The organism is Georgenia sp. AZ-5 (assembly GCF_043952095.1).
In the GTDB taxonomy this organism is placed as follows: Bacteria; Actinomycetota; Actinomycetes; order Actinomycetales; family Actinomycetaceae; genus Georgenia.
Map to the genome: position 1 here is coordinate 4,342,018 of NZ_JBINOU010000001.1, position 24,382 is coordinate 4,366,399.

The 24,382-nt window shown below is 75.6% G+C and carries 19 protein-coding genes; 10 read left to right on the forward strand and 9 right to left on the reverse strand.

All coding sequences use genetic code 11. From position 1 onward, the window contains the following. Positions 1–70: 70 nt before the first annotated feature. The 3 genes from ACF0H8_RS20105 to ACF0H8_RS20115 all read right to left on the reverse strand — a co-directional run bounded on the left by ACF0H8_RS20105 (position 71) and on the right by ACF0H8_RS20115 (position 5,003). Positions 71–3,196 carry a sacsin N-terminal ATP-binding-like domain-containing protein gene (locus ACF0H8_RS20105; RefSeq protein WP_395290611.1) on the reverse strand — a complete coding sequence of 1,042 codons (3,126 nt, stop codon included), beginning with the start codon at positions 3,194–3,196 and terminating at the stop codon, positions 71–73. Positions 3,197–3,296: 100 nt separating this feature from the next. Continuing rightward, the gene (locus ACF0H8_RS20110; RefSeq protein ID WP_395290612.1) at positions 3,297–4,574 is read right to left on the reverse strand and encodes a DUF3027 domain-containing protein; all 1,278 of its coding nucleotides are present in this window, start codon (positions 4,572–4,574) and stop codon (positions 3,297–3,299) included. Between the two features lie 54 nt (positions 4,575–4,628). Further along, complete coding sequence (locus ACF0H8_RS20115) at positions 4,629–5,003, reverse strand: cold-shock protein (RefSeq protein WP_395290613.1); 375 nt, start codon at positions 5,001–5,003, stop codon at positions 4,629–4,631. A 213-nt stretch (positions 5,004–5,216) separates the two neighbouring features. Between ACF0H8_RS20115 and ACF0H8_RS20120 the strand changes: the two genes are divergently transcribed. Continuing rightward, positions 5,217–6,413 (forward strand): SseB family protein, encoded by a 1,197-nt coding sequence (locus ACF0H8_RS20120; protein WP_395290614.1) that lies wholly within the window; start codon positions 5,217–5,219, stop codon positions 6,411–6,413. A 268-nt stretch (positions 6,414–6,681) separates the two neighbouring features. Here the strand turns inward: ACF0H8_RS20120 and ACF0H8_RS20125 are convergent, their stop codons facing one another. Then, positions 6,682–7,005: a hypothetical protein gene (locus tag ACF0H8_RS20125; protein ID WP_395290615.1), complete on the reverse strand. Its 324-nt coding sequence runs from the start codon at positions 7,003–7,005 to the stop codon at positions 6,682–6,684. Positions 7,006–7,306: 301 nt separating this feature from the next. Between ACF0H8_RS20125 and ACF0H8_RS20130 the strand changes: the two genes are divergently transcribed. From ACF0H8_RS20130 to ACF0H8_RS20140, 3 genes are all read left to right on the forward strand, one after another. Further along, positions 7,307–8,050 (forward strand): hypothetical protein, encoded by a 744-nt coding sequence (locus ACF0H8_RS20130; protein ID WP_395290616.1) that lies wholly within the window; start codon positions 7,307–7,309, stop codon positions 8,048–8,050. Beyond that, the gene (locus ACF0H8_RS20135) at positions 8,047–8,361 is read left to right on the forward strand and encodes a hypothetical protein (protein WP_395290617.1); all 315 of its coding nucleotides are present in this window, start codon (positions 8,047–8,049) and stop codon (positions 8,359–8,361) included. Before ACF0H8_RS20130 ends, ACF0H8_RS20135 begins: the two co-directional genes overlap by 4 nt. Before the next feature lie 263 nt (positions 8,362–8,624). Further along, the gene (locus tag ACF0H8_RS20140; RefSeq protein WP_395290618.1) at positions 8,625–10,976 is read left to right on the forward strand and encodes a helicase-associated domain-containing protein; all 2,352 of its coding nucleotides are present in this window, start codon (positions 8,625–8,627) and stop codon (positions 10,974–10,976) included. A gap of 81 nt (positions 10,977–11,057) precedes the next feature. Here the strand turns inward: ACF0H8_RS20140 and ACF0H8_RS20145 are convergent, their stop codons facing one another. Beyond that, a complete protein-coding gene (locus ACF0H8_RS20145) occupies positions 11,058–12,260 on the reverse strand; it encodes a pyridoxal phosphate-dependent aminotransferase (protein WP_395290619.1) in 1,203 nt (400 codons plus the stop codon). Between the two features lie 82 nt (positions 12,261–12,342). On the opposite strand from ACF0H8_RS20145, the gene ACF0H8_RS20150 reads away from it, so the two are divergent. The 4 genes from ACF0H8_RS20150 to ACF0H8_RS20165 all read left to right on the forward strand — a co-directional run bounded on the left by ACF0H8_RS20150 (position 12,343) and on the right by ACF0H8_RS20165 (position 16,143). Further along, on the forward strand, positions 12,343–12,732 hold the full coding sequence (locus ACF0H8_RS20150; protein WP_395290620.1) for a DUF2237 family protein: 390 nt from the start codon (positions 12,343–12,345) through the stop codon (positions 12,730–12,732). Next, entirely contained in the window at positions 12,729–13,151 is a 423-nt protein-coding gene (locus ACF0H8_RS20155) for an HIT family protein (protein ID WP_395290621.1), read from the forward strand. The genes ACF0H8_RS20150 and ACF0H8_RS20155 overlap by 4 nt, the downstream gene beginning before the upstream one ends. A gap of 112 nt (positions 13,152–13,263) precedes the next feature. Then, positions 13,264–14,391 (forward strand): glycerophosphodiester phosphodiesterase, encoded by a 1,128-nt coding sequence (locus tag ACF0H8_RS20160; protein WP_395290622.1) that lies wholly within the window; start codon positions 13,264–13,266, stop codon positions 14,389–14,391. Between the two features lie 108 nt (positions 14,392–14,499). Next, the gene (locus ACF0H8_RS20165; protein WP_395290623.1) at positions 14,500–16,143 is read left to right on the forward strand and encodes a DNA repair helicase XPB; all 1,644 of its coding nucleotides are present in this window, start codon (positions 14,500–14,502) and stop codon (positions 16,141–16,143) included. Between the two features lie 164 nt (positions 16,144–16,307). Here the strand turns inward: ACF0H8_RS20165 and ACF0H8_RS20170 are convergent, their stop codons facing one another. Next, complete coding sequence (locus ACF0H8_RS20170) at positions 16,308–17,075, reverse strand: type 1 glutamine amidotransferase (protein ID WP_395290624.1); 768 nt, start codon at positions 17,073–17,075, stop codon at positions 16,308–16,310. A gap of 489 nt (positions 17,076–17,564) precedes the next feature. On the opposite strand from ACF0H8_RS20170, the gene ACF0H8_RS20175 reads away from it, so the two are divergent. Continuing rightward, on the forward strand, positions 17,565–19,568 hold the full coding sequence (locus ACF0H8_RS20175; protein ID WP_395290625.1) for a TPM domain-containing protein: 2,004 nt from the start codon (positions 17,565–17,567) through the stop codon (positions 19,566–19,568). Positions 19,569–19,648: 80 nt separating this feature from the next. Continuing rightward, a complete protein-coding gene (locus tag ACF0H8_RS20180; protein WP_395290626.1) occupies positions 19,649–20,452 on the forward strand; it encodes a PspA/IM30 family protein in 804 nt (267 codons plus the stop codon). Between the two features lie 468 nt (positions 20,453–20,920). On the opposite strand, the gene ACF0H8_RS20185 is transcribed toward ACF0H8_RS20180, so the two are convergent. From ACF0H8_RS20185 to ACF0H8_RS20195, 3 genes are read right to left on the reverse strand one after another with little or no spacing between them, the layout of a single operon-like run. Continuing rightward, entirely contained in the window at positions 20,921–21,925 is a 1,005-nt protein-coding gene (locus tag ACF0H8_RS20185) for a sugar phosphate isomerase/epimerase family protein (protein ID WP_395290627.1), read from the reverse strand. Between the two features lies 1 nt (position 21,926). After that, complete coding sequence (locus ACF0H8_RS20190) at positions 21,927–23,267, reverse strand: Gfo/Idh/MocA family protein (RefSeq protein ID WP_395290628.1); 1,341 nt, start codon at positions 23,265–23,267, stop codon at positions 21,927–21,929. A gap of 57 nt (positions 23,268–23,324) precedes the next feature. After that, the gene (locus ACF0H8_RS20195) at positions 23,325–24,377 is read right to left on the reverse strand and encodes a substrate-binding domain-containing protein (RefSeq protein ID WP_395290629.1); all 1,053 of its coding nucleotides are present in this window, start codon (positions 24,375–24,377) and stop codon (positions 23,325–23,327) included. Between the last annotated feature and the right edge of the window lie 5 nt (positions 24,378–24,382).

Genomic DNA, 24,382 nt, shown 5'->3' on the forward strand with positions numbered 1-24,382 from the left:
TGAGATCCGATGGCACGCATCATGCCCACCATTCGCCGCGGCGCATCCCGAGGGCGCCGCGGTTGGCCGGTCAGTCCCCGGCCAGCTCGGCGAGGAGCTCGGCCGTCCGCGCCGGCTCGGCCAGCACGGCCTCCAGCACGTGCCGCGCGGACCAGGTGCCCGACGCCTGCGCCAGCGCCCGGCCCAGCCCGGACGTGGTCGTCGCCCAGGCCTCGCCGTCACGCGCCCACCACGCGACCTCGACGCCCCCGACGCGCAGCCCCTCGCACTCCCACCAGCTCCGGGGCGCGCCCGGCAGCACCGCCAGCACCTCGGCCGGCGTCGGGGAGAGCGTGGCGCCGGCCGCGTCGGGGGCGAGGTTGTCGACCGCGTCGAGGTCGAGGAGGTCGGCGACGCGCCCGACGGCGTCGGCCGGTGCCGGGACCACCGCCCGCACCTGCGCCCACATCGGCGCGGCGACGACGGCCTCCTCCGCGGGCACCATCGCGGCCGCGCCGCCGACGAGCGCCGGGACCGCCGCCGGCGCGAGCTCCGCGCCCTCGGGCGCCCCCGGCAGCGCCCGCCACACGGCGAGCGCCTCGGGAAGCGGGACGCCGCCCTCGGCGGGCCAGCCTCCCGCGTAGGCCTCCCACCCGGCGGCGTCCAGCTCGGCCAGGTCGCGAACCGCGCCGACGGCGGACAGGACGGCGTCGTCCAGGCGGTCCAGCCCCTCCGGCGCCGGCGGCAGGAACGGCACCCGTGTGCGGGCGCGGGGGTGGGCGAAGGGCGCGCCGAGCTCCTCGCGCAGCCACCACGCGGTGTACGACGGCGCCACCTGCCCCGGGCGGCCGCCGGAAGAGGCCCGGACCGGGGTGAGGAGCGCGGCCCGCGCGTCGGGGTCCTCGGCGATCCGCGCCAGCACCGCGGGCCAGGCGCCCTCGGCGACGGCGTCGAGGTCGGCGACCACGACGACGTCGCCGACGTAGGCGCCGGGCCCGAGCGTGTCGGCCAGCTCGGCCAGGTACTCGCGCCAGCCGTCGACGACGTCCTCCTCCTCGGGCTCGGCCACGACGTCGTGGACCGTGGTGGTGACCAGGTCCGTGCGGACGCCGACGGCCCGCAGGGTCTCGGGCGTCCACCGCGCCAGGACGGCCCTGTCCAGCTCGTCCAGGGCGTCGAAGACCCGCGCGGCCCAGCTGCCGGGCAGCACCAGCTCCGCGGCGGGCACCGGCTCGCCGTCGGGCCCGGGCAGCGGCAGGCCCGCCAGCCACGCCGGCAGGTCGGCGTCGGGGTTTTCCCGCACCGCCTCCGCGGCCAGGTCCAGGACGGCGGCGACGACGGCAGGCACGCGGCCGTCACCGTCGGCGTCGTCGAGGGCGTCCACCGCCGCCCGCACCGCCTCCTGCCTGAGGACCGTGACGGCGTCGGCCTCCACGGCACCCAGCGTCACGAGGGCGGGATGTGCGGCGTCCGGGTGCACCACGCGCAGCCCCGGCAGCGCCCGGGCGACGCCGGCACGCGCGCCGTGCGCGGCCGTGGCCGCCGCGTCGGCGTCGAGGACGGCGCCGACGGCCAGGGCGTCGGCGGGGACCGCGTCGGCGGGGACGGGCGCCAGGTCGGCGGCCAGCGGGCCTGCCCCTCCGGCCTCCGGCCCACCCCCGCCGCGCCACAGGGCGCTCACCGCCGGCGAGGGCAGGAGCGACCCGCGGGCGCCCCGCACGATGCGGCCGTCGGCCAGCGGCACCGGCAGGGCCGCCAGCGCCTCGCGCCGGCCGGCGGCGTGGGGGGCGAGCGCCGCGTACAGCCGCCGCCAGTCGCCGGCGGAACGGCCGCCCGCCGGCAGCCCCTCGACGACCTCCCCGAGATCCCGGGTCTCGACCCCGAGCACCCGGGCCTGGGCCGCCCACGCCGCCGGGACGCGGACCAGCCCGGCCACCATCGGGCTGAGCGCGGCGAGGACGGCATCGTCCTGGCCCACCGGTCCCGCGAGCGTCTGCGCGGCGCGCGCGGCGAGCAGCTCGCCGGTCCCGACCTCCGGCAGCAGCGGCGTGCGCCGCAGCGCGTCCAGGGCGGCCGCGTGCAGGGCGCCGTCCAGCCGCCCGGCAGGCAGCCCGGTCGGCACGAACGCGAGCGGCGCGGCTCCGCCGTCGCCTCCCTCCCCGCCGCCCGCCGGCTGGTCGCGGGCGCCGAGGGCCAGCTCGGCGTACAGCTCTCCCGCCCGCCGGACGAGCAGGTCGGTCACCGCCCCGGCCGCCACGTGCCGGCGGGAGGGGTCGAGCGGGAAGCTGGCGATGAGCAGGGCGGGCAGCGTGCACGGCTCGTCCGTGGGCGTGGGGGCGTGGACGACGCCGCGGGCGGCGCCGCCGGCACCGGCCACCGGGACGGCCCAGGTCACGCTCCAGCCGCTGCGCTCCCGCTCCTCCACCGGGCGGTCGGCGAGCAGGGCGGGGTCGAGCGTGCCGCTGGCCCGCACGGTGCGCCACCTGCGGCCGACCTCGGCGAGGCGGCGCGGCGGCTCGCCGTCGATCTCGATGAGCACCTCGCCCAGCGCCGGCAGGGCGAGGAGGGCGGCGTCGGAGAGGTCCGCCAGCGCGGACCGCACGGCGGCGACCTCGGCGGGACCGCGCAGGCGCACCCGCACCGCGGTCACGTACCCCTCAGGCACCTCGGCGTCGCCGGTGCCGAACGGCAGCCGCAGGGCGGGCAGGTCCCCCCGGCGCCGCTCCACCTCGGTGGCGAGCGCGGGCAGCCCGGCGGCGGCCTCCGTCAGCGCGGCGGCGGTGCGCGCCAGCGAGAAGGTCACCGCGGCGATCCGGCCGCCGTCCCGCCGGCTGGCCACCGTGATCTCGTCGCTCACGGAGCGGACCGCGGCGAACCCCACGCCGAACCGGCCGACCATGCCGGCGGCGCGCTTGGCGGAGGCGCGCATGCTCGCCAGGGCCGCGACGCCGTCGGCGCTCAGCGGTGCGCCGGTGTTGGCGGCGAGGAGCTCGGCGTCCTCCCCGCCGCCCAGGCGCAGCAGCAGCCGCCCGCGCTCCCCGGCGGCCGCGGCGGCGTCGGCGGCGTTCTGCGCCAGCTCGACGACCACCCGGTCGCGGTAGTAGCCGCGGGCGTGGTCCTCCTCCAGGTTGGCGTCCTGCCGCAGCCGCGACGGGTCCGTCGCCCACGTCGCCAGCGCCGCCTGACGCAGCGCTGCGGCGCCGAAGTCGTCCAACACCGGGGCATCATCCCGCGTCGCGGCGGCCGCACGCACGACGGCGCCCCTCCCGCGCGGGGAGGAGGCGCCGACGTGGGGTCCGGGTGCCCCGGTCAGCTGCCTAGCGGCCCGCGGGCCGTTCGCCCTCCGCCTGGTCGGCTGCGCCGCCGGCGTCGCCCGGGGCGTCGGTGCCGGCCCCGGCGGCGTCGGAGCCGGCGTCGGCGTTCAGAGCGGCATCTCCGGCGTCCACGTCGGCGACGGCGCCCACGCCGTCCTCCGCGGCGACCTCGCCGGTGACCTGGGCGGGCACGTCGGCGGGCTCAGCCGTGTCCTTCTCGGCAACCGGCGGTTCGGCGGACGGCTCCCCGGCAACCGGGGTCTCGACGGGCGCGTCGTCCACAGCCGGGGTCTCGACAGGCGCCTCCTCAGCGGCCGCAGTCTCGACGGGTGCGTGGTCCACAGCCGGCGTCTCGACGGGCGCCTCCTCAGCGGCCGGGGTCTCTACAGGCGCCTCCTCGGCGGCCGGGGTCTCGACGGGTGCGTCGTCCACAGCCGGCGTCTCGACGGGCGCCTGCCCGGCGACCGCCGCGACCGGGAGCGGCGTCTCGACCACCTCGGGCGGCGCGGGGTGCGTGTCCAGCACCTCGAGGTCGCGCTCGTTGACCACCGGCTCGGAGGGGTTCCACAGCGACTGCGGGTGCGGCGCGTCGGTCTCCGAGTGCGCCCCGCAGCCGTGGTCGACCGAGACCACGCGGCCGTCGTCGGGCGACCACTCGTTGGCGCACACCCCGAACACCGTGCGGGGAGAGCCGGCCAGCTTCATGAAGAACCCGCACGTGGAGCACGGCGCCTTGGCTGCCTTCGCGCTCGGGGCGTTGGGGCCGTGGTCGCCCTCGTACCAGCGGGTCGTGGCCTGCGCGCGGCCCTCGGCGGACAGCACCCGGGCCCGGCCCAGGCCCAGTTCGTAGATGGCGAGCTCGTCCGCGTCCTCGCCGGTGGCCTCGTAGCCCTGCTCCAGGCGGGGGTCGTCCGCCACATAGGGCAGCACGTCGCTCGGGCCGACGTCGCCCGGGCGCAGCCGCTCCGACCACGGCACCCACTGCGGCGCCAGCAACGCGCCCTCGCCCGGCAGCAGCTCGACCTCGCAGACGGTGGCGGAGCGACCACGCGGCGGCCGCGCCACCGTCACCGCCCAGTGCCAGCCCCGGTAGCCGGGCACGTGGGCCTCGAAGACGTGGGTCAGCAGCCGCTCGCCCTCGACCACCACACCGCGGTGCTCGCCCACCTGCCCCGGCTGGGCCATCTCCTCGGCGGCACGCCGCGCGAGGTCGACGGCGCCCGCGAGCACCGGCTCCTTGCCGGGTCGGGTGGTGGTGCGGGATGTGGTGGCAGCAGGCACTGGCTCAGTGTAGGTCGTGGGCAGGGGCCCCCTTGACGTGACGTGAGGGGCGCCTCAGGCGTCGAACTGGTCCGCCACGGCCCGGAGCAGCTGCGCGAGCTTCTTGCTGTTCTCCGGGTACCGGCCGCGGTGCAGCGAGTTCGACGTGCGGTCGAGCGTCTTGATGAGGTCCTCCACGATCGGGACCATCTCCTCGGCCGGCTTGCGGTGCGCGCGGACCACCGACGGCGGCTCCTCCAGCACCGTCACCGACAGCGCCTGCGGACCGCGCCGCCCCTCGGCGATGCCGAAGTCCACCCGGGTGCCCGGCTTCGGCGCCACGCCGGTGGGGAGGGCGGAGGCATGCAGGAAGACCTCGCCGCCGTCGTCGGCGGCGATGAACCCGAAGCCCTTGGCGGCGTCGTAGAACTTGACCTTGCCGGTAGGCACGAGGCGACCTCTTGTTCCTTCACGTGACGAAGGCGCCGGCGGTGCCGGCGCCACTTCCTGGCCCCAAGGATACCGGCCGCGGGGCGGGCGTCGCGCCCTTTCCCGAGCCAGCCCGGCAGGCCCTCCAGCGGCGCCGCTCGGGTCGCGCCCGCCGCCGCCATGGGTGAGCCTGGAAGCAGCCCGTCCGGGTCCCTCCTCGCGTCAGGAGTCCTGATGCCCGCCCCGCAAGTGCCGGCCACGATCGCCGTGCGGGTGGACCGCGACGCCGTCCCCCTGGACGACGGCCGGCGGCCCTGGCGCCGGCGGGTCGACGTGCCCGGCGGGACCTCGCTGAAGGACCTGCTCGCCCAGCTCGGTCTGCCCCTGGAGTTCACGGACGGCCACGGCGTCTGGACCGTCGTGCGCGGCACCAGCGGCGCCGACGACGGCGTCCACATCCTCGCCGTCGTCGCCCAGACCCGCGGTGAAGGCGGGCGGACCGGGTGCGAGGTCCACCTCATCTCGGGCGTCGCACCCGCGCTGCTGGCCGACGAGGACGGCGAGCTGGACCTGTACTACCGCTCCACGCCCGGCCCCGTGGCCGGCGTCGTGGCGGCCGCCCGCCGGGGGGAGGCGTACACCAGGCCGCCCCCCAACGTGCCCGAGGACAACGCGGCCGTGCACGCCGCGTTGACGGCGTACGGCCAGGAGCAGAGCTCCGCCAACGCCCTCAACGTGCTGCGCCAGGCCCTGGGCGGCCAGCTCGTGCTGGACGCGACCGGCTCCAGCTTCGACGACGACGCCCACCCCGGCGGCCAGCGGCTGGTCATCAACTTCATCCGCGCCCCCGACGGCAGCCGGGCGCTGCCCGCCTTCACCCACCACCACGAGCTGGTGCGCTTCCGCGAGGAGGACGACGGCGGGCCGCTGTCCATCGTGCAGCCGGCGGACCGGGTCCTGGCGTTCTTCGTCAGCGACCCCGAGACGCGCTGGCTGTACATCAACCCCGCCGGCCCGCCGCTGGGCATCCGGCGCGACCAGGTGCTGTTCGCGCTTCAGGCCGGCCACAACGTCGCGGTCAAGAACGCGCTGGCCCGGCTCGACCTGACGCGCCAGGACCTCTTCGACGCCCTGCGCGCCGACGACGGCGTGCTCTTCGTCGGTGACCGGGGCAGGGGCGGGGCGCTGCGGGCGCTGGAGCTGACCGCGCCCGGGGGCCGCCCGGCGCTGCCTGCCTTCACCTCCGCCGTCGAGGCCGCGGCGTGGGACCAGTCCATGCGCTTTCGCCGGATGAGCGTCGGCGCGGTGCTCGAGCTGCTCCTCGAGAGGGGGTCGGACTCCCTGCTGATCAATCCCGGCGGGCCGAGCGCGTCCCTGTCGGCAGTGCAGGTGCGCCACATCCTCGGCAGGCCGATGCAGGCCCGCGCGTAACGCCACCTGCCGGGCCGACAAGGGGCCGGGCGGCGACCCCGCACCAAGCGCGGCGGGCGCCGTAGGCGACTGGGCCCGGATGCGGGACGCTCCTGAGCGTGGCTCATGAGCGAAGGGCGCGGCGAGGTAGAACACCAGAGCCGAGGTCGTGGGCTTCGACAGGCTCCGACGTTCTACCTGGGTCCATGCCTTCGACCTCAGCGCGACGTCATGCCGCGGCCCGATCGTCCCCCGCCCAGCTCCGACGTTCTGGCTCAGCTCCTGAGTTTCACCTCGCAGGAGCACCGCCCGCCGAGCAAGAACGCGCGAAGCCCGCCGGGAAGAGCGCCGCCGTCCGGTAAGCGCGACGACTCGAGCAGCGCGCCGACTCGAGCAGCGCGCCGACCTCGAGCAGCGCGACGACCTCAAGCAGCGCGCCGACTCGAGCGGCGCGCCGACTCGAGCAGCGCGACGACTCAAGCAGCGCGCCGATCTCAAGCAGCGCGACGACCTCAAGCAGCGCGACGACCTCAAGCAGCGCGACGACCTCAAGCAGCGCGCCGATCTCAAGCAGCGCGACGACTCGAGCAGCGCGCCGGCTGAGGCAGAACACCTGAGCCGAGGTCGTGCGTTGTGGGTAGCTGCAGCGTTCTACGTCGGTCCGGATCTTCGACTTCGAGCGCGAGGTTCTACTTCGGCCAGCTCGCCGCCCTCCGCCATCCCGCGTGGTTGGGGACGCGCCCGGTGAGCGACGACGAGGCGCAGCTTGCCCCTCACCGGGCGGCGAATCGGAGCGGGCAGCAGGACGTGCCGCCGGCGACCCGGCTTTTCCCACAGGAGCCTTCCGAACCGACCAACTCACAGGTTCGCCGGTGGTGGTGCGCGACGGTCGATCTTTGGCGGAGCCTTCGAGCATGCACGATCCGACTCCCCGACCGCCCGACATTCCGGAGACCTTCCTCGCGAGAGACCTCGGCGTCGGCGGCGCCCGGCACGGCGTGCGGAGCGGCGCACTGATCAAGGTACGGAGGGGCGGATACATCCGCAGTCACGGCGTCGAGCAGAGCTGGCGCCGCCACGAGATCGAGGCGCTCGGGCGCTGCGTCGTCCTCGGGCAGCAGCTGCGGTGCGAGTACGTCTTCAGCCATGTCACCGCGGCCCTGATCCACGGGTGCTGGATCTGGCGCCCGGACAGATGGACCCACCTGACGCAGCCCGTGAAGCCCAGCACCATCCGCTCCGCCGATGTGCGCCGCCACGTCGGCGCCGTTGATCCGGAAGACGTCACAGTCGTCCACGGGCTGCCAGTCACTTCGCTGGAACGCACCATCGAGGACTGCGCGATGAGCATGCACCCGCGCGATGCGCTCGTCGTCGTGGACAGCGCCATACGTATCCTCACCCGGCCCGACCGCCGCCAGCGCCGCTCGTCCGACGCCCGGATCGAACAGGTCCGAAGCGCTCTCCTTGCCCGGCTCGAGCGCCGGCGAGGTCAGCGGGGGATCGTCAAGGCTCGGGCCGTCGTCACTCACGCGGACCCCTACGGGAATCGGCGCCCGAAACGGTGCTGCGGTGGATCGCCATCTCGCGTGGACTGCCGCGGCCAGTCACCCAGGGTGCCATCACCACGCCGCGCGGCCTCTACTTCTCCGACATGACGTGGCACATCGGGTTGCGCGACAACGCGGGCGACGAGCGCAGCAGGCTGTCCGTGCACGCGGAGTTCGACGGGCGGGTGAAGTACCTGGGCGATTCCACGGCGTCGTCGGACGTCGTGGTGGCGGAGAAGCTCCGTGAGGACGCGATCCGGGCAACGGGCGGCGCCGTGCGGCGCTTCGTGTACGACGACCTGCGCGACGAAGAGGCCGCGTTCGGGCACCTGTGCAGCGCGTTTCCACGTTCCTTCATCGCCCGGCTCAAACCGCGGTGGGCCCTGATGCCTCCGCTCGAAGGCCGCGGCCGGCTCTGACCCGAGGGCCGCGGCCGGCTCTGACCCGAGGGCCGCGGCCGGCTCTGACCCGAGGGCCGCGGCCGGCTCCCCGCCCCACGAGGGCGTGGCAGGACGGAGGGCTCCGCGGATGCCCGACGGCGGTTCCCCGGCGTCACGGCGCAGTACAGGAGCGAGGTCCGTGACCGGAGCGACGCAGCCCGCGCGGCGCGCAGCATGAGTGGCCTGGCCGCGCGCTGAGCCGCTGGCGTACGACGCGCAGCAGCCGCCGTAGTGTGGTGCGGATGACTGCAGGGACGACGCCGCGGGCGGCGGCCGCGACCGGCGAGGTCCTCGCCGCCGCTCTCGCCCGGCGCGCTGACGAAGGGATCGCCGCGCTGCTGCGCGCGCGCCCGGACCTGGCCGCTCCGCCGCCGTCGTCGCTCACCGCCCTCGCCGCCCGCGCCGGCTCGCGGCCGAGCGTCGAGCGGGCGCTCAGCGGGCTGGACGGCGTCGAGCTGGCCGTCGCCGAGGCGGCCGTCGCCCTCGCTCCCGTCCGCCGCCCCACGCCCGCGGCCCTGAGCAAGGCCGTCGGCGTCGACGCCGCGCCGGCGCACGCGCGGCTGCACGAGCTGGCGCTGCTGGTGAGGGACCTCCCCGTGGCGGCGCTCGTCGAGGCCCTCGGGCCGCACCCGGCGGGACTCGGCCCCACCCTGGCGGAGCTGGACCGGCACGCGCCGGCCGCGGCGCCCGCCGAAGCGGCGCCCGCCGAGGCAGCGCCGCCGACCACCGCGGCCGCCCTCCGCGCCGTCCTGAAGGACGCGCCCGCGTCCGCCGCCGGCACGCTGGACGCGCTGACCTGGGGACCGCCCGTCGGCACGGTCGGAGACGACGTGCCCGAGGGCGCGGCCTGGCTCCTCGGGCGCGGCATCCTGCGCCGCCTCTCCCCGACCCAGCTGGTGCTGCCGCGCGAGGTGGCCCTCGCCGCGCGCGGTGGCCGCACCCATCGTGAGCCACCGACGCCCCCGGCGGCCGAGGACGTGCGCACCTATCCGGCCGCCGTGGTCGAGGCCGAGAGCGCGCGCGCCGCGGAGGAGATGGTCCGCCTCGTGGCCGCCCTGCTGCGCGCCTGGCACCAGGCCCCGGCCAGCGTGCTGCGCACGGGCGGGATCGGGGTGCGCGAGCTGCGGCGCACCGCGGCGGCGCTGGAGGTGAGCGAGGCGGACGCCGCCCTGGTCGCCGAGCTGGCCGCGATGTCGGGGCTGCTGACCCAGGACGACGACGAGACGGTGGCGTGGTCGCCGTCGCGCGCCGCCCTGGACTGGCTCGAGGACCCGCTGCCGGCCCGGTGGGCGCACCTGGCCCGCGCCTGGTTCTCCTCCGCGCGGACCCCCTGGCTGGTCGGCACCCGCTCGGACCAGGGCACGCTGCGCGCGGCGCTGGAGCCCACCCTGGAGCGCGGCTGGGCCGTGGAGCTGCGGGAGCGCGCCCTGCGCGTGCTCGCCGACCTGCCGCCCGGCGCCGGCCCCAGCCCCGCGCAGGTGCACGAGCTGCTCACCTGGCGCCGCCCGCGCGCCACGGCCCCGGAGCGCACGGTGGCGGCGGTGCTGGCCGAGGCCGGGCGCCTGGGCCTGACCGGGGCGGGAGCCCTGGCCCCGGCCGGACGGGCGGTCCTGGCCGGCGCGCCGGCCGACGAGGTCGCCGCCGCCCTGGAGGCGACGCTGCCCGAGCCGGTGGGTGAGCTGCTGGTCCAGGGTGACCTCACCGCCGTCGTCCCGGGCCGGCCCGAGCCCGCGCTCGCCGAGCTGCTGTCGCTGTGCACCGAGGTGGAGTCACGCGGGGCGGCGCTGACGGTGCGGTTCACCGCGGAGTCGGTCCGCCGCGCGCTCGACGCCGGCACGGGCGCGGACGAGCTGCTGGCCGCGCTCGCGGAGCGCTGCCGCACCCCGCTCCCCCAGCCGCTGGAGTACCTGGTCCGCGACGTGGCCCGCCGGCACGGGCAGGTGCGCGTGGGCACGGCCGGGGCGTACCTGCGCCTGGACGACGCGGCGGGCGCCGCGACGCTGGTGGGCGACCCCGCCCTGGCCCGGCTGGGCCTGCGGGCGATCGCGCCCACCGTGCTCGTCAGCCCGGCCGACCCGGGCGAGGTCCTGGACGTCCTCCACGAGGCCGGCCTCGCCCCCGTGCTCGAGGGCCCCGACGGCGCCGTGGTGCTCACGGGGCTGGGCGCCGGCCCCCGCGCGGCCACCCGGGTGCGCCAGGTCGGCGTCCGCGGGCGGCGCGGCGTGGCGCGCGGGCTGCCCACCTTCCCGGGAGCGGCCGCCAGCACCTACACCAGGCGCCCGGACGACGCCGACCTGCGCGCCGTCGTCGGGCGCATGCGCGCCGGCGAGGCACGGGCCCGCCGGGACGCCGCCGCCCGGCGGGACGGCGCCCCCGCCGCCACGGACCCGGTGCACGCCCTCGTGCTGCTGCGGGAGGCGGCCACCGCCGGCACGCCGGTGGAGATGGTGCTCGTCGGCCCCACCGGCCGGCCCGAGCGCCGCCGGGTCCAGCCCGTGCACGTCGACGGCGGCCGGGTGCGCGTGACGGACCTGGACCGGCAGACGGAGCTGACGGTCGCGGTGCACCGCATCTCCGCCGTCGCGCCTGCCTGACGCGCGGGCGCCCCAGCCCGCCCGGCGGCGTCCATCGCGGCCTCGCTGGTGGGCGGCTGGCCCCCCTCCAGCGCCCGAGGGTCAAGCGCCGTGAGCCTCCTGGAACGCGACGATCCGCTCGACCGCCTCGGCGACCGCGCCGGCCCCCGCCGCGAAGGAGAGCCGCACGAAGTCGCGGCCACCGGCGCCGTCGAAGTCGCCGCCGGGCACGACGGCGACGCCGGCCTCCTCCAGCAGCGCCCGGCACCAGCCCGCCGAGTCCGGGAAGCGGCCCAGGCGCTCGCCCAGGCCGGCGTAGAGGTAGAAGGCACCGTCGGCCGGGGCGACGGGCCCCCAGCCGAACCGGTCCAGCTGGCCCAGGAGTACCGCGCGGGTGCGGGCAAGCTCGGCCACGCGGGCGTCGGCCTGGGCGTAGGCCGACGGGCTGAACGCCCCGACGGCCGCCAGCTGGGCGGGCGCCGGCGGGCACAGGGCGACGTTGCCCGCGAGCGCGTCCATCGCGCCCGTGAGGTCCGCCGGCATGAGCGCCCAGCCGAGCCGCCACCCGGTCATGCCCCAGTACTTGGAGAATGAGGAGACGACGACGCCGGTGCGGTCCAGCTCCCACGCGCATACCCCGCGCGCGTCCGGGGCCGACGGGTCCGCCGGGTACGTGATGCCGTGGTAGATCTCGTCGCTGACCAGCCGGACCCCGTTGCCGCGGCACCAGGCGGTCAGGGCCGCGAGCTCCGCGCGGGTGACCATGGTGCCGGTCGGGTTCGCCGGCGAGGCGAGGACCAGCCCGTCCAGCGGGCCCCAGGCCGCCACGGCGGCGTCCAGGGTGGCCGGGGTCGGCTGGAACCGGTCGGCGGGCCCGCAGTCGACCTCCACCACCTCGCAGCCCAGCGCGCTGAGGATGTTGCGGTACGCCGGGTAGCCGGGCCGGGCCAGCGCCACCCGGTCGCCGGGGTCGAACGCCGCGAGGAACGTCAGCACGAACGCGCCGGAGGAGCCGGTGGTGATGGCCACCTCCTCGGGCGCGACCTCCAGGCCGTACCAGCGCGCGTAGTGGCCGGCCACCGCCTCGCGCAGCGGCCAGATGCCGAGCGCGCTGGTGTACCCCAGGTCCAGGCGGGCGGTGTGGGCCTCGGCGGCGAGCCGGTGGACGTCGTCGGGTGCGCCGCCGGAGGGCTCGCCCGCGCACAGCGAGATCACGTCCCGCCCCGCGGCGCGCAGCTGCGCGACCCGGTCGAGGATGTTCATGACCTCGAAGTGCGGCACCGCCGCACGCCCGGCAACCTTCATCGGCGTCCTCCCGTCCGGCACCAGGCTTTCACACGCCGCACCGCATATGGCGCCGCGGGGGCCGGGTCGGGATGATCGGCCCATGAGCGAGCGCAACGTGCTCGGCGAGCAGCTGCAGGAGTGCGGCACCGACCCGGTGACCGGCTACTACCGCACCGGGCGGTGCATCGCCGACGAGGGCGACCTGGGCAACCACAGCGTCTGCACGGTGGTGACCGCGGAGTTCCTCGAGCACCAGCAGCGGGTGGGCAACGACCTCGTCACGCCCCGGCCGGAGTGGCTGTTCCCCGGCCTGCGGCCCGGGGACCGCTGGTGCGTGGTCGCCGTGCGCTGGCTGCAGGCCCTCGAGGACGGCGTGGCGGCCCCGGTGGTACTCGCCTGCACGCACGAGCGTGCCCTCGAGGTGGTGCCCCTGGAGGTGCTGCGGGAGCACGCGGTGGACGTGCCCGACGACCCCGGCACGCTGGCATGAGCGCGTCACCCTGCGCCTTCTGCCGCATCGTGGCCGGCGAGGGGCACGCCCACGTGGTCCTGGAGACGGCGGACACCCTCGCCTTCCTCGACGCCCGGCCGGTGTTCAAGGGCCACACGCTGCTGGTGCCGCGCGCCCACGTCCCCACCCTCCCGGAGCTGCCCGCGGACGCCCTCGCGCCGTTCCTGGCCGCCACCCAGCGGCTGGCCGCCGCCATGCCGCGGGCGCTGGGCGCCCAGGGGTCGTTCGTCGCCGTGAACAACGTGGTCAGCCAGAGCGTGCCGCACCTGCACGCGCACGTCGTCCCCCGGACGAAGGGCGACGGGCTGCGCGGCTTCTTCTGGCCGCGCACCAAGTACGCCGACGAGGCGGAGGCCGGGGAGTACGCCGCGCGGCTGCGCGGCGCCCTGGACGGTTGACGGCCCGGGCGCGGCTGCGCGGCGCCCTGGACGGTTGACGGCCCGGCGGGCCCTCAGATGCCCCGCGTTTTGGGGGCTCCTACCGGCTGCGCGGCGCTCCTACGCTGCCCGCGTGCGCACTCTCCGGGCCGCCGCCACCGCCGCCCTGGCCGCGGCGACCGTGCTCGTACTGCCGCTCGGCGCCATCGCGCACCCCACCGAGGCCCGGGACGTGCACCACGGCGAGGACGACGTCGTCGTCATCGGCCACCGGGGCGCCTCGGGGTACCGGCCCGAGCACACGCTCGCGGCGTACCGGCTGGCGATCCGGCAGTGCGCCGACTACATCGAGCCCGACCTGGTCTCCACGAAGGACGGCGTCCTCGTCGCCCGGCACGAGAACGAGATCGGGAGCACGACCGACGTCGCCGACCACCCCGAGTTCGCGGACCGGCGGACCACCAAGGTCATCGACGGCCGGTCGGTCGAGGGCTGGTTCACGGAGGACTTCACCCTCGCCGAGCTGCACACGCTGCGCGCGAAGGAGCGCATCCCGGACCTTCGCCCGGCCAACACCGCCTACGACGGCCGGTACCAGGTGCCGACGTTCGAGGACGTCCTGCGGCTCGCCCGGAGGTCGCCGACCTGCGACGGCGAGCCGGTGGGCGTGTACCCCGAGACCAAGCACCCGACCTACTTCGACGGCCTCGGCCTGTCCATGGAGGAGAAGGTCGTCAAGATCCTCGAGAGGTACGGCTACTCCGACGAGGAGGATCCCGCGTTCATCCAGAGCTTCGAGACCGGCAACCTCCGCGAGCTGGACGAGGTGACGGACCTCCGCCTCGTGCAGCTCGCCGACTGCACGGGAGCCCCGTACGACCTGGTCGCTGCCGGGGACCCGCGCACCTACGCCGACCTTCTCACGCCGTCGGGCCTGGAGGAGATCGCCACCTACGCCGACGGGCTGGGCCCCTGCAAGGACCTGGTCATCCCCCGCGAGGCGGACGCCACCCTGGGGGTGCCGACGACGCTGGTGGACGACGCCCACGACGCCGGCCTGGTGGTGCACGGCTGGACCTTCCGGGCCGAGAACAGCTTCCTGCCCGCCGAGTTCCGCAGCAGCGCCGACCCTGCCCAGCACGGGGACCTGGTGGGCGAGATCCGCGCGTTCCTCGACACCGGCATGGACGGGCTCTTCTCCGACCACCCGGACGTGGCCGTCGCCGCCGTGGCCGTCGCCACCGTGGAGGAGCACCGGTAGGGCCGCGGCTGTGACCCGTCACGCAGCCGCCGTCGTGGAGCACCGGTAGGCCCGCGGCTGTGACCCGTCCCGCAGCCGCCGGCGCCCCCCGCGAGGGACAATGTCCAGATGCCCGACGGCCCCCTGATCGTCCAGTCCGACAAGTCCCTGCTCCTGGAGGTGGACCACCCGCGCGCCACCGAGGCGCGGCGGGCGATCGCCCCCTTCGCCGAGCTCGAGCGCGCCCCCGAGCACGTCCACACCTACCGGCTGACCCCGCTCGGCCTGTGGAACGCCCGCGCCGCCGGCCACGACGCCGAGCAGGTGGTCTCCGCCCTCATCGAGTACTCCCGCTACCCGGTCCCGCACGCCCTGCTGGTCGACGTCGCCGAGACGATGGACCGCTACGGGCGGCTGCAGCTGGTCCAGCACCCCACCCACGGGCTCGTGCTGCACGCCCTGGACAAGCCGGTCCTCGCCGAGGTGCTGCGCTCCAAGCGGGTCAAGGGCCTGCTCGGCGAGCGGATCGACGACGAGGACGTCGTCGTCCACCCCTCCGAGCGCGGCCACCTCAAGCAGGTCCTCGTCAAGCTCGGGTGGCCGGCCGAGGACCTGGCCGGCTACGTCGACGGCGAGGCGCACCGGATCGACCTCGCGCAGGACGGCTGGCACCTGCGGCCCTACCAGGAGGAGGCGGTCGACACCTTCTGGCACGGCGGCTCCGGCGTCGTCGTCCTGCCCTGCGGGGCGGGCAAGACCATCGTCGGTGCCGGCGCGATGGCGCGGTCCAAGACGACCACGCTCATCCTGGTCACCAACACCGTCTCGGCGCGCCAGTGGCGCGAGGAGCTGGTCCGGCGCACCACCCTGACCGCGGACGAGATCGGGGAGTACTCCGGCGCCCGCAAGGACGTCCGGCCCGTCACCATCGCCACGTACCAGGTGCTGACGACCAGGCGGAAGGGCGTCTACACGCACCTGGAGCTGCTGGACGCGCACGACTGGGGCCTCATCGTCTACGACGAGGTGCACCTGCTGCCGGCCCCGATCTTCCGGATGACGGCGGACCTGCAGGCCCGCCGGCGGCTCGGCCTGACTGCCACGCTGGTGCGCGAGGACGGCCGCGAGGACGAGGTCTTCTCCCTCATCGGCCCGAAGCGTTACGACGCCCCGTGGAAGGACATCGAGGCGCAGGGCTACATCGCCCCGGCCGAGTGCGTGGAGGTGCGGCTGACGCTGCCCGACCACGACCGAATGGTCTACGCCACCGCCGAGCCGGAGGAGAGGTACCGGCTGGCCGCGAGCGCCCCGGGGAAGGTGCGGGTGGTGGAGCAGATCCTCGCCAAGCACGCCGGGGAGCAGACCCTGGTGATCGGCCAGTACCTCGACCAGCTGCAGGAGCTGGCCGAGGACCTCGGCGCCCCGCTCATCACGGGGCAGACCTCGGTGACCGAGCGGCAGCGGCTCTTCGGCGCCTTCCGGGCCGGGGAGATCTCCCGGCTGGTGGTCTCCAAGGTCGCGAACTTCTCCATCGACCTGCCCGAGGCGTCGGTCGCCGTGCAGGTCTCGGGCTCCTTCGGCTCCCGCCAGGAGGAGGCACAGCGCCTGGGCCGGCTCATGCGGCCCAAGGCGGACGGCAAGACGGCGCACTTCTACGCCGTGGTCGCGCGCGACACGGTCGACCAGGAGTTCGCCGCGCACCGGCAGCGGTTCCTCGCCGAGCAGGGCTACGCGTACACGATCATCGACGCCGAGGACGTGGCGACGGCCTAGCCGGCACGGCTCGAGGCGCCGGGCCGGCTGCCCGGCGCGAGGGCGTTCCCGGTCGGGACTTGCCGGGCACCGCCCGGCCGTGGCCGGCACCCACCGCTACGTCAGCGTCCGGGCTCGGCGACGTGGGCGGAGGCCTCCCGGTCCCCACCCACCCGCCGCCGCAGTCACGCCTGCAGCGTGGAGACGGCCTGCCGTTCGGCCGCCGCGCGGACCTCCGAGGCGAACGCCTGGGCCAGCGCGCGTCCCGCGACCGAGACGTGCTCGTCGTGGGCGCGCGCCTCGGCCTCCAGGGCCGCGCCGTCGTCCCCGTGCCCGGCGGCCCACCGGGCCAGCAGCTCGGGCGAGGCCTCGGGGTGGAACTGCACGCCGAGGGCGGAGCCGACGCGCATGGCCTGGAAGGGGTACATCGCGGAGGAGGCGAGCCACTGGCCGCCCGGCGGCAGCTCGACGACGGCGTCGCCGTGCATGCTCGGCTGCAGGACACCGTTCGCGGGGGCGTCCGCACCGGCGGTCTGCGCCGCCCGGACGACCGGGCCGAGCACGGGGTCGCTCGCGGCGTCCGGGCGCCACGTGACCGGCACGATGCCGACCTCGCGGCCGGGAGGGGCGGCGACCTCGACGCGGCCGCCCAGCGCGGCTGCGAGCAGCTGGTGCCCGAGGCAGATGGCCAGCACCGGCAGGTCGGCCCGGACGGCCGCGGCCAACAGCTCCCGGGTGGCGGGCAGCCACGGGGCACGCTCGTCGTCGTAGGCGTTCTGGGCCCCGCCGAGCACGAGCAACCCGGCGCCGGCCTCGGAGAGGGTGGGGACGGCCTCGCCGTCGAAGAGACGGACGACCCGGGTCTCGACGCCGTCGAGCCAGGTGGCGAAGCGGTCCAGCGGGACGTCGCGGTCGTGCTGGAGCACGGTGAGGATGGGTTGGGTCTGAAGCATCCGCACAAGATAGGCGACGGGTGCCGATGATCAACAGGACGCCGGTCACACCGGACCGAGGCGGCGCCCACGCCCTCCAGGCGCCGGGGCCGTCACGGCGCCGGGAGGTCAGACGTCGGCCGACAGGGACCGCGTGACGGCGCGGCGCGCGTTCGGCACGGCGGCGCACCCCGCCGCGCGCGCCGGCCCGGGCGCTGCGTCGGCCCGGGCGCTGCGTCGGCCCGGGCGCTGCATCGGCTCAGGCGCTGCATCGGCTCAGGCGCTGCATCGGCTCAGGCGCTGCGTCGGTCGGCCCGGGGTGCTGCTATCGCGCCACAACCGTGACGGATGAGCATCGGCTCGGGCCGTCCGCCGCGGTCCCGGTTCACTCCAGCCCCACATGCGGCGCGATCGCGTCGGGGCGCGCGCCGATGGTTCCCGCTCTCCTCCCTTGGCGAACGGAGCCGTTTCGCCATTGCGCCGCCCCGGCGCGCCCGCGAGGATCACGACGTGAGACTCGTCGCCGCCGCCCGGTCCGCGGTCGTTGCCGTCCTGGTCGCCCTTCCCGCCGTGGCCCTCGCCGGGCCCGCGGCCGCCGAGCCGCCGCAGCAGCTCACCGAGCAGGTCACCGACTCCGCCGGGGTGCTGGAGAGCGGCGACGCGGAGGAGATCCAGCAGACGATCGAGCAGGTGCAGGCCGACACCGGCCAGCTGGTGTACGTCACGTTCGTCGACGACTTCGACGAGCTGACCAACGAGGTCTGGGCGGAGGAGACCGCGACGGCGTCCGGGCTCGGCCCCAACAACGTCCTCCTGGCCGTCGGCATGGACATCAGCCAGTACGGACTGGGACGGCACTCCTCCTCTCCGGTGGACTTCCAGGAGCTGCAGGGCTTCACGGATCAGGAGGTCGCTCCCCTGCTCGGCGCCGGCGACTGGGCCGGTGCGGCGACCACGTTCGCCGAGGGCGTGGGCGAGCTCGCCACGGGCGGCAACCCCGCCGGCGACGGCGGGGGCGGCTTCTTCGGCACGGTGCTGATCATCGGCGTCATCGCGATCGTGGCCGTCGGTGCGTTCCTGGTCCTGCGTCGCAAGAAGCAGGAAGCCGCGCGCCCGGCCGGGCCCCAGCGCACCCTGCCGCGCGACCACCCGCTGAACCTCCCGACGCCGGAGCTCGCCAAGCGGGCCGGCACCGCCCTCGTGGGCGCCGACGACGCCATCCGCTCCTCCGAGGAGGAGCTCGGCTTCGCCAAGGCCCAGTTCGGGCTGCAGGCCACCGATGCCTTCACCGCCGCGCTCGCGCAGGCCAAGACCAAGGCGCAGCGGGCCTTCTACCTGCGCCAGCAGCTCGACGACGACGTCCCCGAGACCGAGCCGCAGCAGCGCGAGATGTACGCGGAGATCCTGCAGCTGACGGACGACATCAACGCGACGCTCAAGGCGCAGGCGGACCAGTTCGCGAAGCTCCGCAACATGCAGGCCCGCGCACCGCAGATCCTCGACGAGCTCGAGCAGCGCGCCGGGGAGGTGGCCAGGCAGATCGAGAGCGCCCGAGTGGAGCTGGCGCAGCTGGCCACGCGCTACCCGGCCGGGGCGCTGGCCTCGGTGTCGAAGAACCCTGACCAGGCCAAGGCCCTGCTCGACTCCGCCCGGCGGTCCGTCCAGGACGGCCGCGCGAAGGTCGAGGCGGACGACCGCGCCACGGCCGTCACCCACGCCCGGGTGGCCGAGGAGGCCATCGGGCAGGCCGACACCCTGCTCAAGAACGTCCACGGCGCGGGCCGGGCGCTCGCCGAGGCCGGTTCCCGGCTCGACGCCGCCATCGCGTCCATCACCGCCGACGTGCGCGACGCCAACCGCCTCGCCCCGCGGGACCCGGTGGTCGTCGCGCGGCGCAAGGAGGCGGAGGCTGCCATCGCGCTCGGCCAGCAGGCGCGTGAGGGCGGGGACCCCCTCGCCGCGATCCAGCGGCTGACCGCGGCGGAGAGCGCGATCGACGCCGCCCTGGCGCCGGCGCGGGAGACCGACGAGAACAACCGGCGCGCGGCTGCCCAGCTCTACGACCGGCTGGGCCGGCTCGACTCCCAGATTCGCGCCGTCTCGGACTACATCGCCACGCGCCGGGGCACCGTCGGGTCCGACGCCCGGACGCGCCTGTCCGAGGCGGAGCGCCTGGCGCACGAGGCCCACCGGCTCGCCCGCACCGAGCCGATGGCGGCCCTGGAGGCGGTGGCCCGCGCCGAGCAGATGGCCGGCGACGCCCAGCGCCTCGCCGAGCGGGACGCGGAGCGGTACGACGACTTCGCCGGGTACGGCGGCGGCTTCGGCGGGTTCGGCGGCCCGCGCCGCGGCGGCATCGACGTCGGCTCCCTGATCCTGGGCGGCATCCTGCTCGGCGGCGGCCACCACGGTGGCGGCTGGGGCGGCGGCTTCGGCGGCGGTGGCGGGGGCTTCGGCGGCGGTGGCGGCGACTTCGGTGGTGGCGGATTCGACGGCGGCGGTGGTGGCTTCTGAGCGGCCGACCGATGTTCTCCCGCCTGCGGCGCCGAGCCCGCACGTCATCGCAGCAGATCTCAACCAGGAAGGGCAACACCATGGCAGAGAAGCAGAGCATCCTTGGCCGCATCGCCCAGCTCACCCGGGCCAACGTCAACGCGCTCATCGACCGCGCCGAGGACCCGCAGAAGATGCTGGACCAGCTGGTGCGCGACTACACCTCCTCCATCGCCGAGGCCGAGGACGCCGTCGCGGTGACCATCGGCAACCTCCGGCTGGCCGAGCAGGACCACGCCGCGGACATCGCCGAGGCCCGGGACTGGGGGCAGAAGGCGCTCGCCGCGGCGACGAAGGCCGAGGACGTGCGCGCGAAGGGCGACGCGGCCGAGGCTGCCCGCTTCGACAACCTGGCCAAGGTGGCCATCGGCAAGCAGATCGCCGCGGAGAACGAGGCGAGGGCAGCCGAGCCGATGATCGCCTCGCAGAACGAGGTCGTCGCCAAGCTCAAGGACGGCCTGCAGGACATGCGGATCAAGCTCGACGAGCTGAAGTCCAAGCGGGACCAGCTGGTCGCCCGGGCCAAGACCGCGCAGGCGCAGAAGACCGTCCAGGGTGCGATCTCCTCCATCAACGTCATGGACCCGACCAGCGAGATCGCCCGCTTCGAGGAGCAGGTCCGCCGCGAGGAGGCCTACGTCGCCGGCCAGGCCGAGCTGCAGGCGGGCTCCATCGAGGACCAGTTCGCCGAGCTCGAGGACTACGGCCGCAACGCCGAGATCGAGGCGCGGCTGGCGGCGCTCAAGGGCGGCACGAGCGCGCCGCAGCAGATCGGTGCGACGGCGACCGGCACCGACGAGGGTTCCGCGAACCTCACGCCCGAGGAGGACAAGACCACGTACTAACGCGTCGACGGCGCCGTCCCCTCTCGGGAGGCGCGCCGTCGCCCAGGCGGCCCAGGGCCCCGCCACGGTCTCCCGACCGCGGCGGGGCCCTCGTGTGCCGGCGGGGGTGGATGCCGGGCCAGCAAGGCGCGCACTGTGAACATCGAGCTGCGCGCCAACCGCTGATCGTCAACGCCGTGAGGCCACGTTTGCCCCGCACGGCCCGTCCCGTCACCGGCGGGGCCCGAGTAGAACACAACCGTCGAGATAGAACGCTGTGGCGTTCTATCTCGGGTGAGCGGTTCTATCTCGCTGGGTCTCGATGCCTTGGCCCACGTCGACGACGCCCGGCACCGCCGCGAGCTGCCCTTCGGCCTCGGCCGCTCCACACGCGAGTGCGACGTTCTGCAGCGACGTCGCAGCCGAGCGGTCCGCCCCGGGAGCGTCGCTCTCGCCCGCCGGCCCGCCGAGGTAGCGGCCGGGCGCCCGTCAGCGGGCCGCGAACGCCGCGTCGAAGGACGCCTCCGGCTTCTCGAAGGCCAGGCTGCGCACGAACCCGAGCGCGGCGGGCGCGCCCTCGAGCCGGTGCATCCCGGCGTCCTCCCACTCGATGGAGATGGGCCCGGCGTAGCCGATGGTGTTGAGCATCCGGAAGGCGTCCTCCCACGGCACGTCCCCGCGGCCGGTGGAGACGAAGTCCCACCCGCGGCGCGGGTCGCCCCACGGCAGGTGCGAGCCGAGCCGCCCGTTGCGCCCGTTGCCCACGCGACGCTTCGCGTCCTTGCAGTCCACGTGGTAGATCCGGTCCTTGAAGTCCCACATGAACCCCACCGGGTCGAGGTCCTGCCACACGAAGTGGCTCGGGTCCCAGTTCAGCCCGAAGGCCTCGCGGTGGCCGATCGCCTCCAGCGTCCGGACGGTGGTCCAGTAGTCGTAGGCGATCTCGGACGGGTGGACCTCGTGGGCGAAGCGCACGCCGACCTCGTCGAAGACGTCGAGGATCGGGTTCCACCGGTCGGCGAAGTCCCGGTAGCCGGCGTCCACCCACTCGGCCTTCGCCGGCGGGAACATGGCGACGTACTTCCAGATCGAGGAGCCGGTGAAGCCGACGACGGTCTTCACCCCCAGCCGGGCCGCGGTGCGGGCCGTCATCTTCATCTCCTCGGCGGCGCGCCGGCGCACCCCCTCGGGCTCGCCGTCGCCCCAGATCCGGTCCGGGAGCATGTCGCGGTGCCGGGCGTCGATGGGGTCGTCGCAGACGGCCTGCCCCTTGAGGTGGTTGGAGATGGCGTACACCTTCAGCCCGTGCTTCTCGAGCACGTCGAGCCGTGACTGGATGTAGTCGTCGTCCTCGGCGCCGCGCCAGGGGTCCAGGTGGTCGCCCCAGCAGGCGATCTCCAGTCCGTCGTAGCCCCACCCGGCGGCGAGGCGGGCGACCTCCTCGAAGGGCAGGTCGGCCCACTGCCCGGTGAACAACGTGATCGGTCGTGCCATCTCAGGCTCCTTCGCTCGAAAGGGACGTGCCGGGTCGCGTGGTGGCGCCGGCCGGGCGGGCTCCCGTGTCGACGGCGCCGGCCGGACGGTCGCCCGTGACGGCGGCGCCGGCCGGACGGTCGCCCGTGACGGCGGCGCCGGCCGGACGGTCGCCCGTGACGGCGTCGCCGCCGTCGACGGACGTGTAGGTGCTGCCGGCGGCCGCCGAACGCTCCACGGCGTCGAGCACCCGCTGGACGGCGAGGCCGTCGTCGAAGGACGGGGTGGGCTGCTCCCCCGCCGCGAGCGCGCCGACGAGGTCGACCACCTGGTGGCTGAACGCGTGCTCGTACCCGAGCCCGTGCCCGGCCGGCCACCAGCTCGCCATGTACGGGTGGCTGGGCTCGGTGACGAGGATGCGGCGGAACCCGGCGGTGCGGTCGTCCTCCGCGGCGTCGAAGAAGTTCAGGACGTTCATGTCCTCGAAGTCGAACGCCAGGGCGCCGCGCGTGCCGGTGACCTCGACGCGGATCGCGTTCTTCCGTCCCCAGGCGAACCGGGTGGCCTCGAAGGTGGCGGGCGCCCCGGAGGCGAGCCGTCCGAGGAACACCGCCGCGTCGTCGACCGTGACCGGTCCACGCTCGGCGCCGCCGGTGCCGTGCAGCCCGGCGAAGCTGGTGGCCACCGGCCGCTCGGTCACGAAGGTGTCGAGCATCGCCGAGACGCCCACCACCTGCTGCCCGGTGATGAAGTGGGTGAGGTCCACGATGTGCGCGCCGATGTCGCCGAGCGCGCCGGACCCCGCCTTCGCCTTGTCCAGGCGCCAGGACAGCGGGGCGTCGGGGTCGGCGAGCCAGTCCTGGAGGTACTGCGCGCGCACCTGGCGCACCTCCCCGACGCGCCCGTCGGCGACCAGCTGGCGCGCGAGCTGGACGGCGGGCACCCGGCGGTAGGTGAAGCCGACCATCGCGCGCGTCGCGGGGGCCGCGGTCCGCGCGGCCCCGGCCATCGCCTCCGCCTCCGCGAGGGTGTTGGCCATGGGCTTCTCCATGAGCACGTGCTTGCCCGCCTCCAGGGCGGCGAGGGCGATCTCCGCGTGCGTGTCGCCGGGCGTGCACACGTCGACCAGGTCCACGTCGTCGCGCTCGAGGACCCGCCGCCAGTCCGTCTCGACGCCGGCCCAGCCCAGGCGGTCGGCGGCCTCGGCCGCCGCCGCCTCGGTGCGGCCGACCAGCACCGTCATCTCCGGGCGCAGCGGCAGGTCGAAGAACCGCGGGGCCGTGCGCCACGCCTGCGAGTGGGCGCGGCCCATGAAGGCGTAGCCGATCATCGCGACCCCGAGCCGGGGCGCTGCGTGTGTCATCCGAGTCTCCTCACTCGTCGAACCCGGCGCGCCGGGGGTGCCGGCGCGCCGGAGGGCTCAGGACTCGAACGCGGTGCCGATGTACTGGTCGACGTTCTCGGCGGTGACCACGGGCGCGTACAGCTGGATGGTGCGCGGCACCTCCACCTCGACCAGGTCGGTCATGGCCTTGCCCTGCACCAGCAGCCGGGCCAGCTTGATGCCGTCGGCGGCCTGGGTGGCCGGGTAGACGACCGTCGCCTCGACGACGGAGTCGCCGGACTGGATCTCCCGCATCACGTTGGCCGAGCCGGCGCCGCCGACCACGAAGAACTCGTCGCGGCCCGCGTTCTCGATGGCGGCCATGACCCCGACGCCCTGGTCGTCGTCGTGGTTCCAGATGGCGTCGATCTGCGGCGCCGCCTGCAGCAGGTTGGCCGCCGCCGCCTCGCCGCCCTGGACGGTGAAGTCGGCGGCCACCCGGTTGGAGACCTCCAGCCCGCAGTCGGCGAGCGCGTCGGCGAAGCCCCGGCTGCGGTCCTGGGTCAGCGGCAGGTTGTCGATGCCGGCGATCTCGGCGACGACGGCGTCGGGGTTGTCGCCCAGGCGCTCGCAGATGTACGTGCCGGCGCTGACGCCCATGCCGTAGTTGTCGCCGAGGATGGTGGTGCGCGCCGCGAACGGGCTGGAGAACTCCCGGTCCACGTTGACGACCGTGATGCCGGCCTCCATGGCCTCGGTGGCCACCTCCGTCAGGGCGGCGCCGTCGAACGGCAGCAGCACGATGGCGTCGACGCCGTCGTTGATGAACTGCTCGACCTGGCTGATCTGGAGGTTGACGTCGTTGGTGCCCTCGGCGACGCGCAGCTCGACGTCCTCGTACTGCTCCGCCTCGGCCTGGGCCGCCGAGGTGATGGCGCCCATCCAGCCGTGGTCGGCGGCCGGCGCCGAGAAGCCGATGGTGACGGTGTCGCCCGGCTCGTCGTTCTCGCCGGCGGGCGCGGCGTTGCCGTTGCCGCCGCCCTGGTCCTGCGGGGCGGCGGGCTCGTTCGAGGTGCAGCCCGCGAGCAGGGCCACCGAGGCGGCCAGGCCGAGGGTCGTGGCGAGACGACGGCGGATCTTGGCAGACATGACGC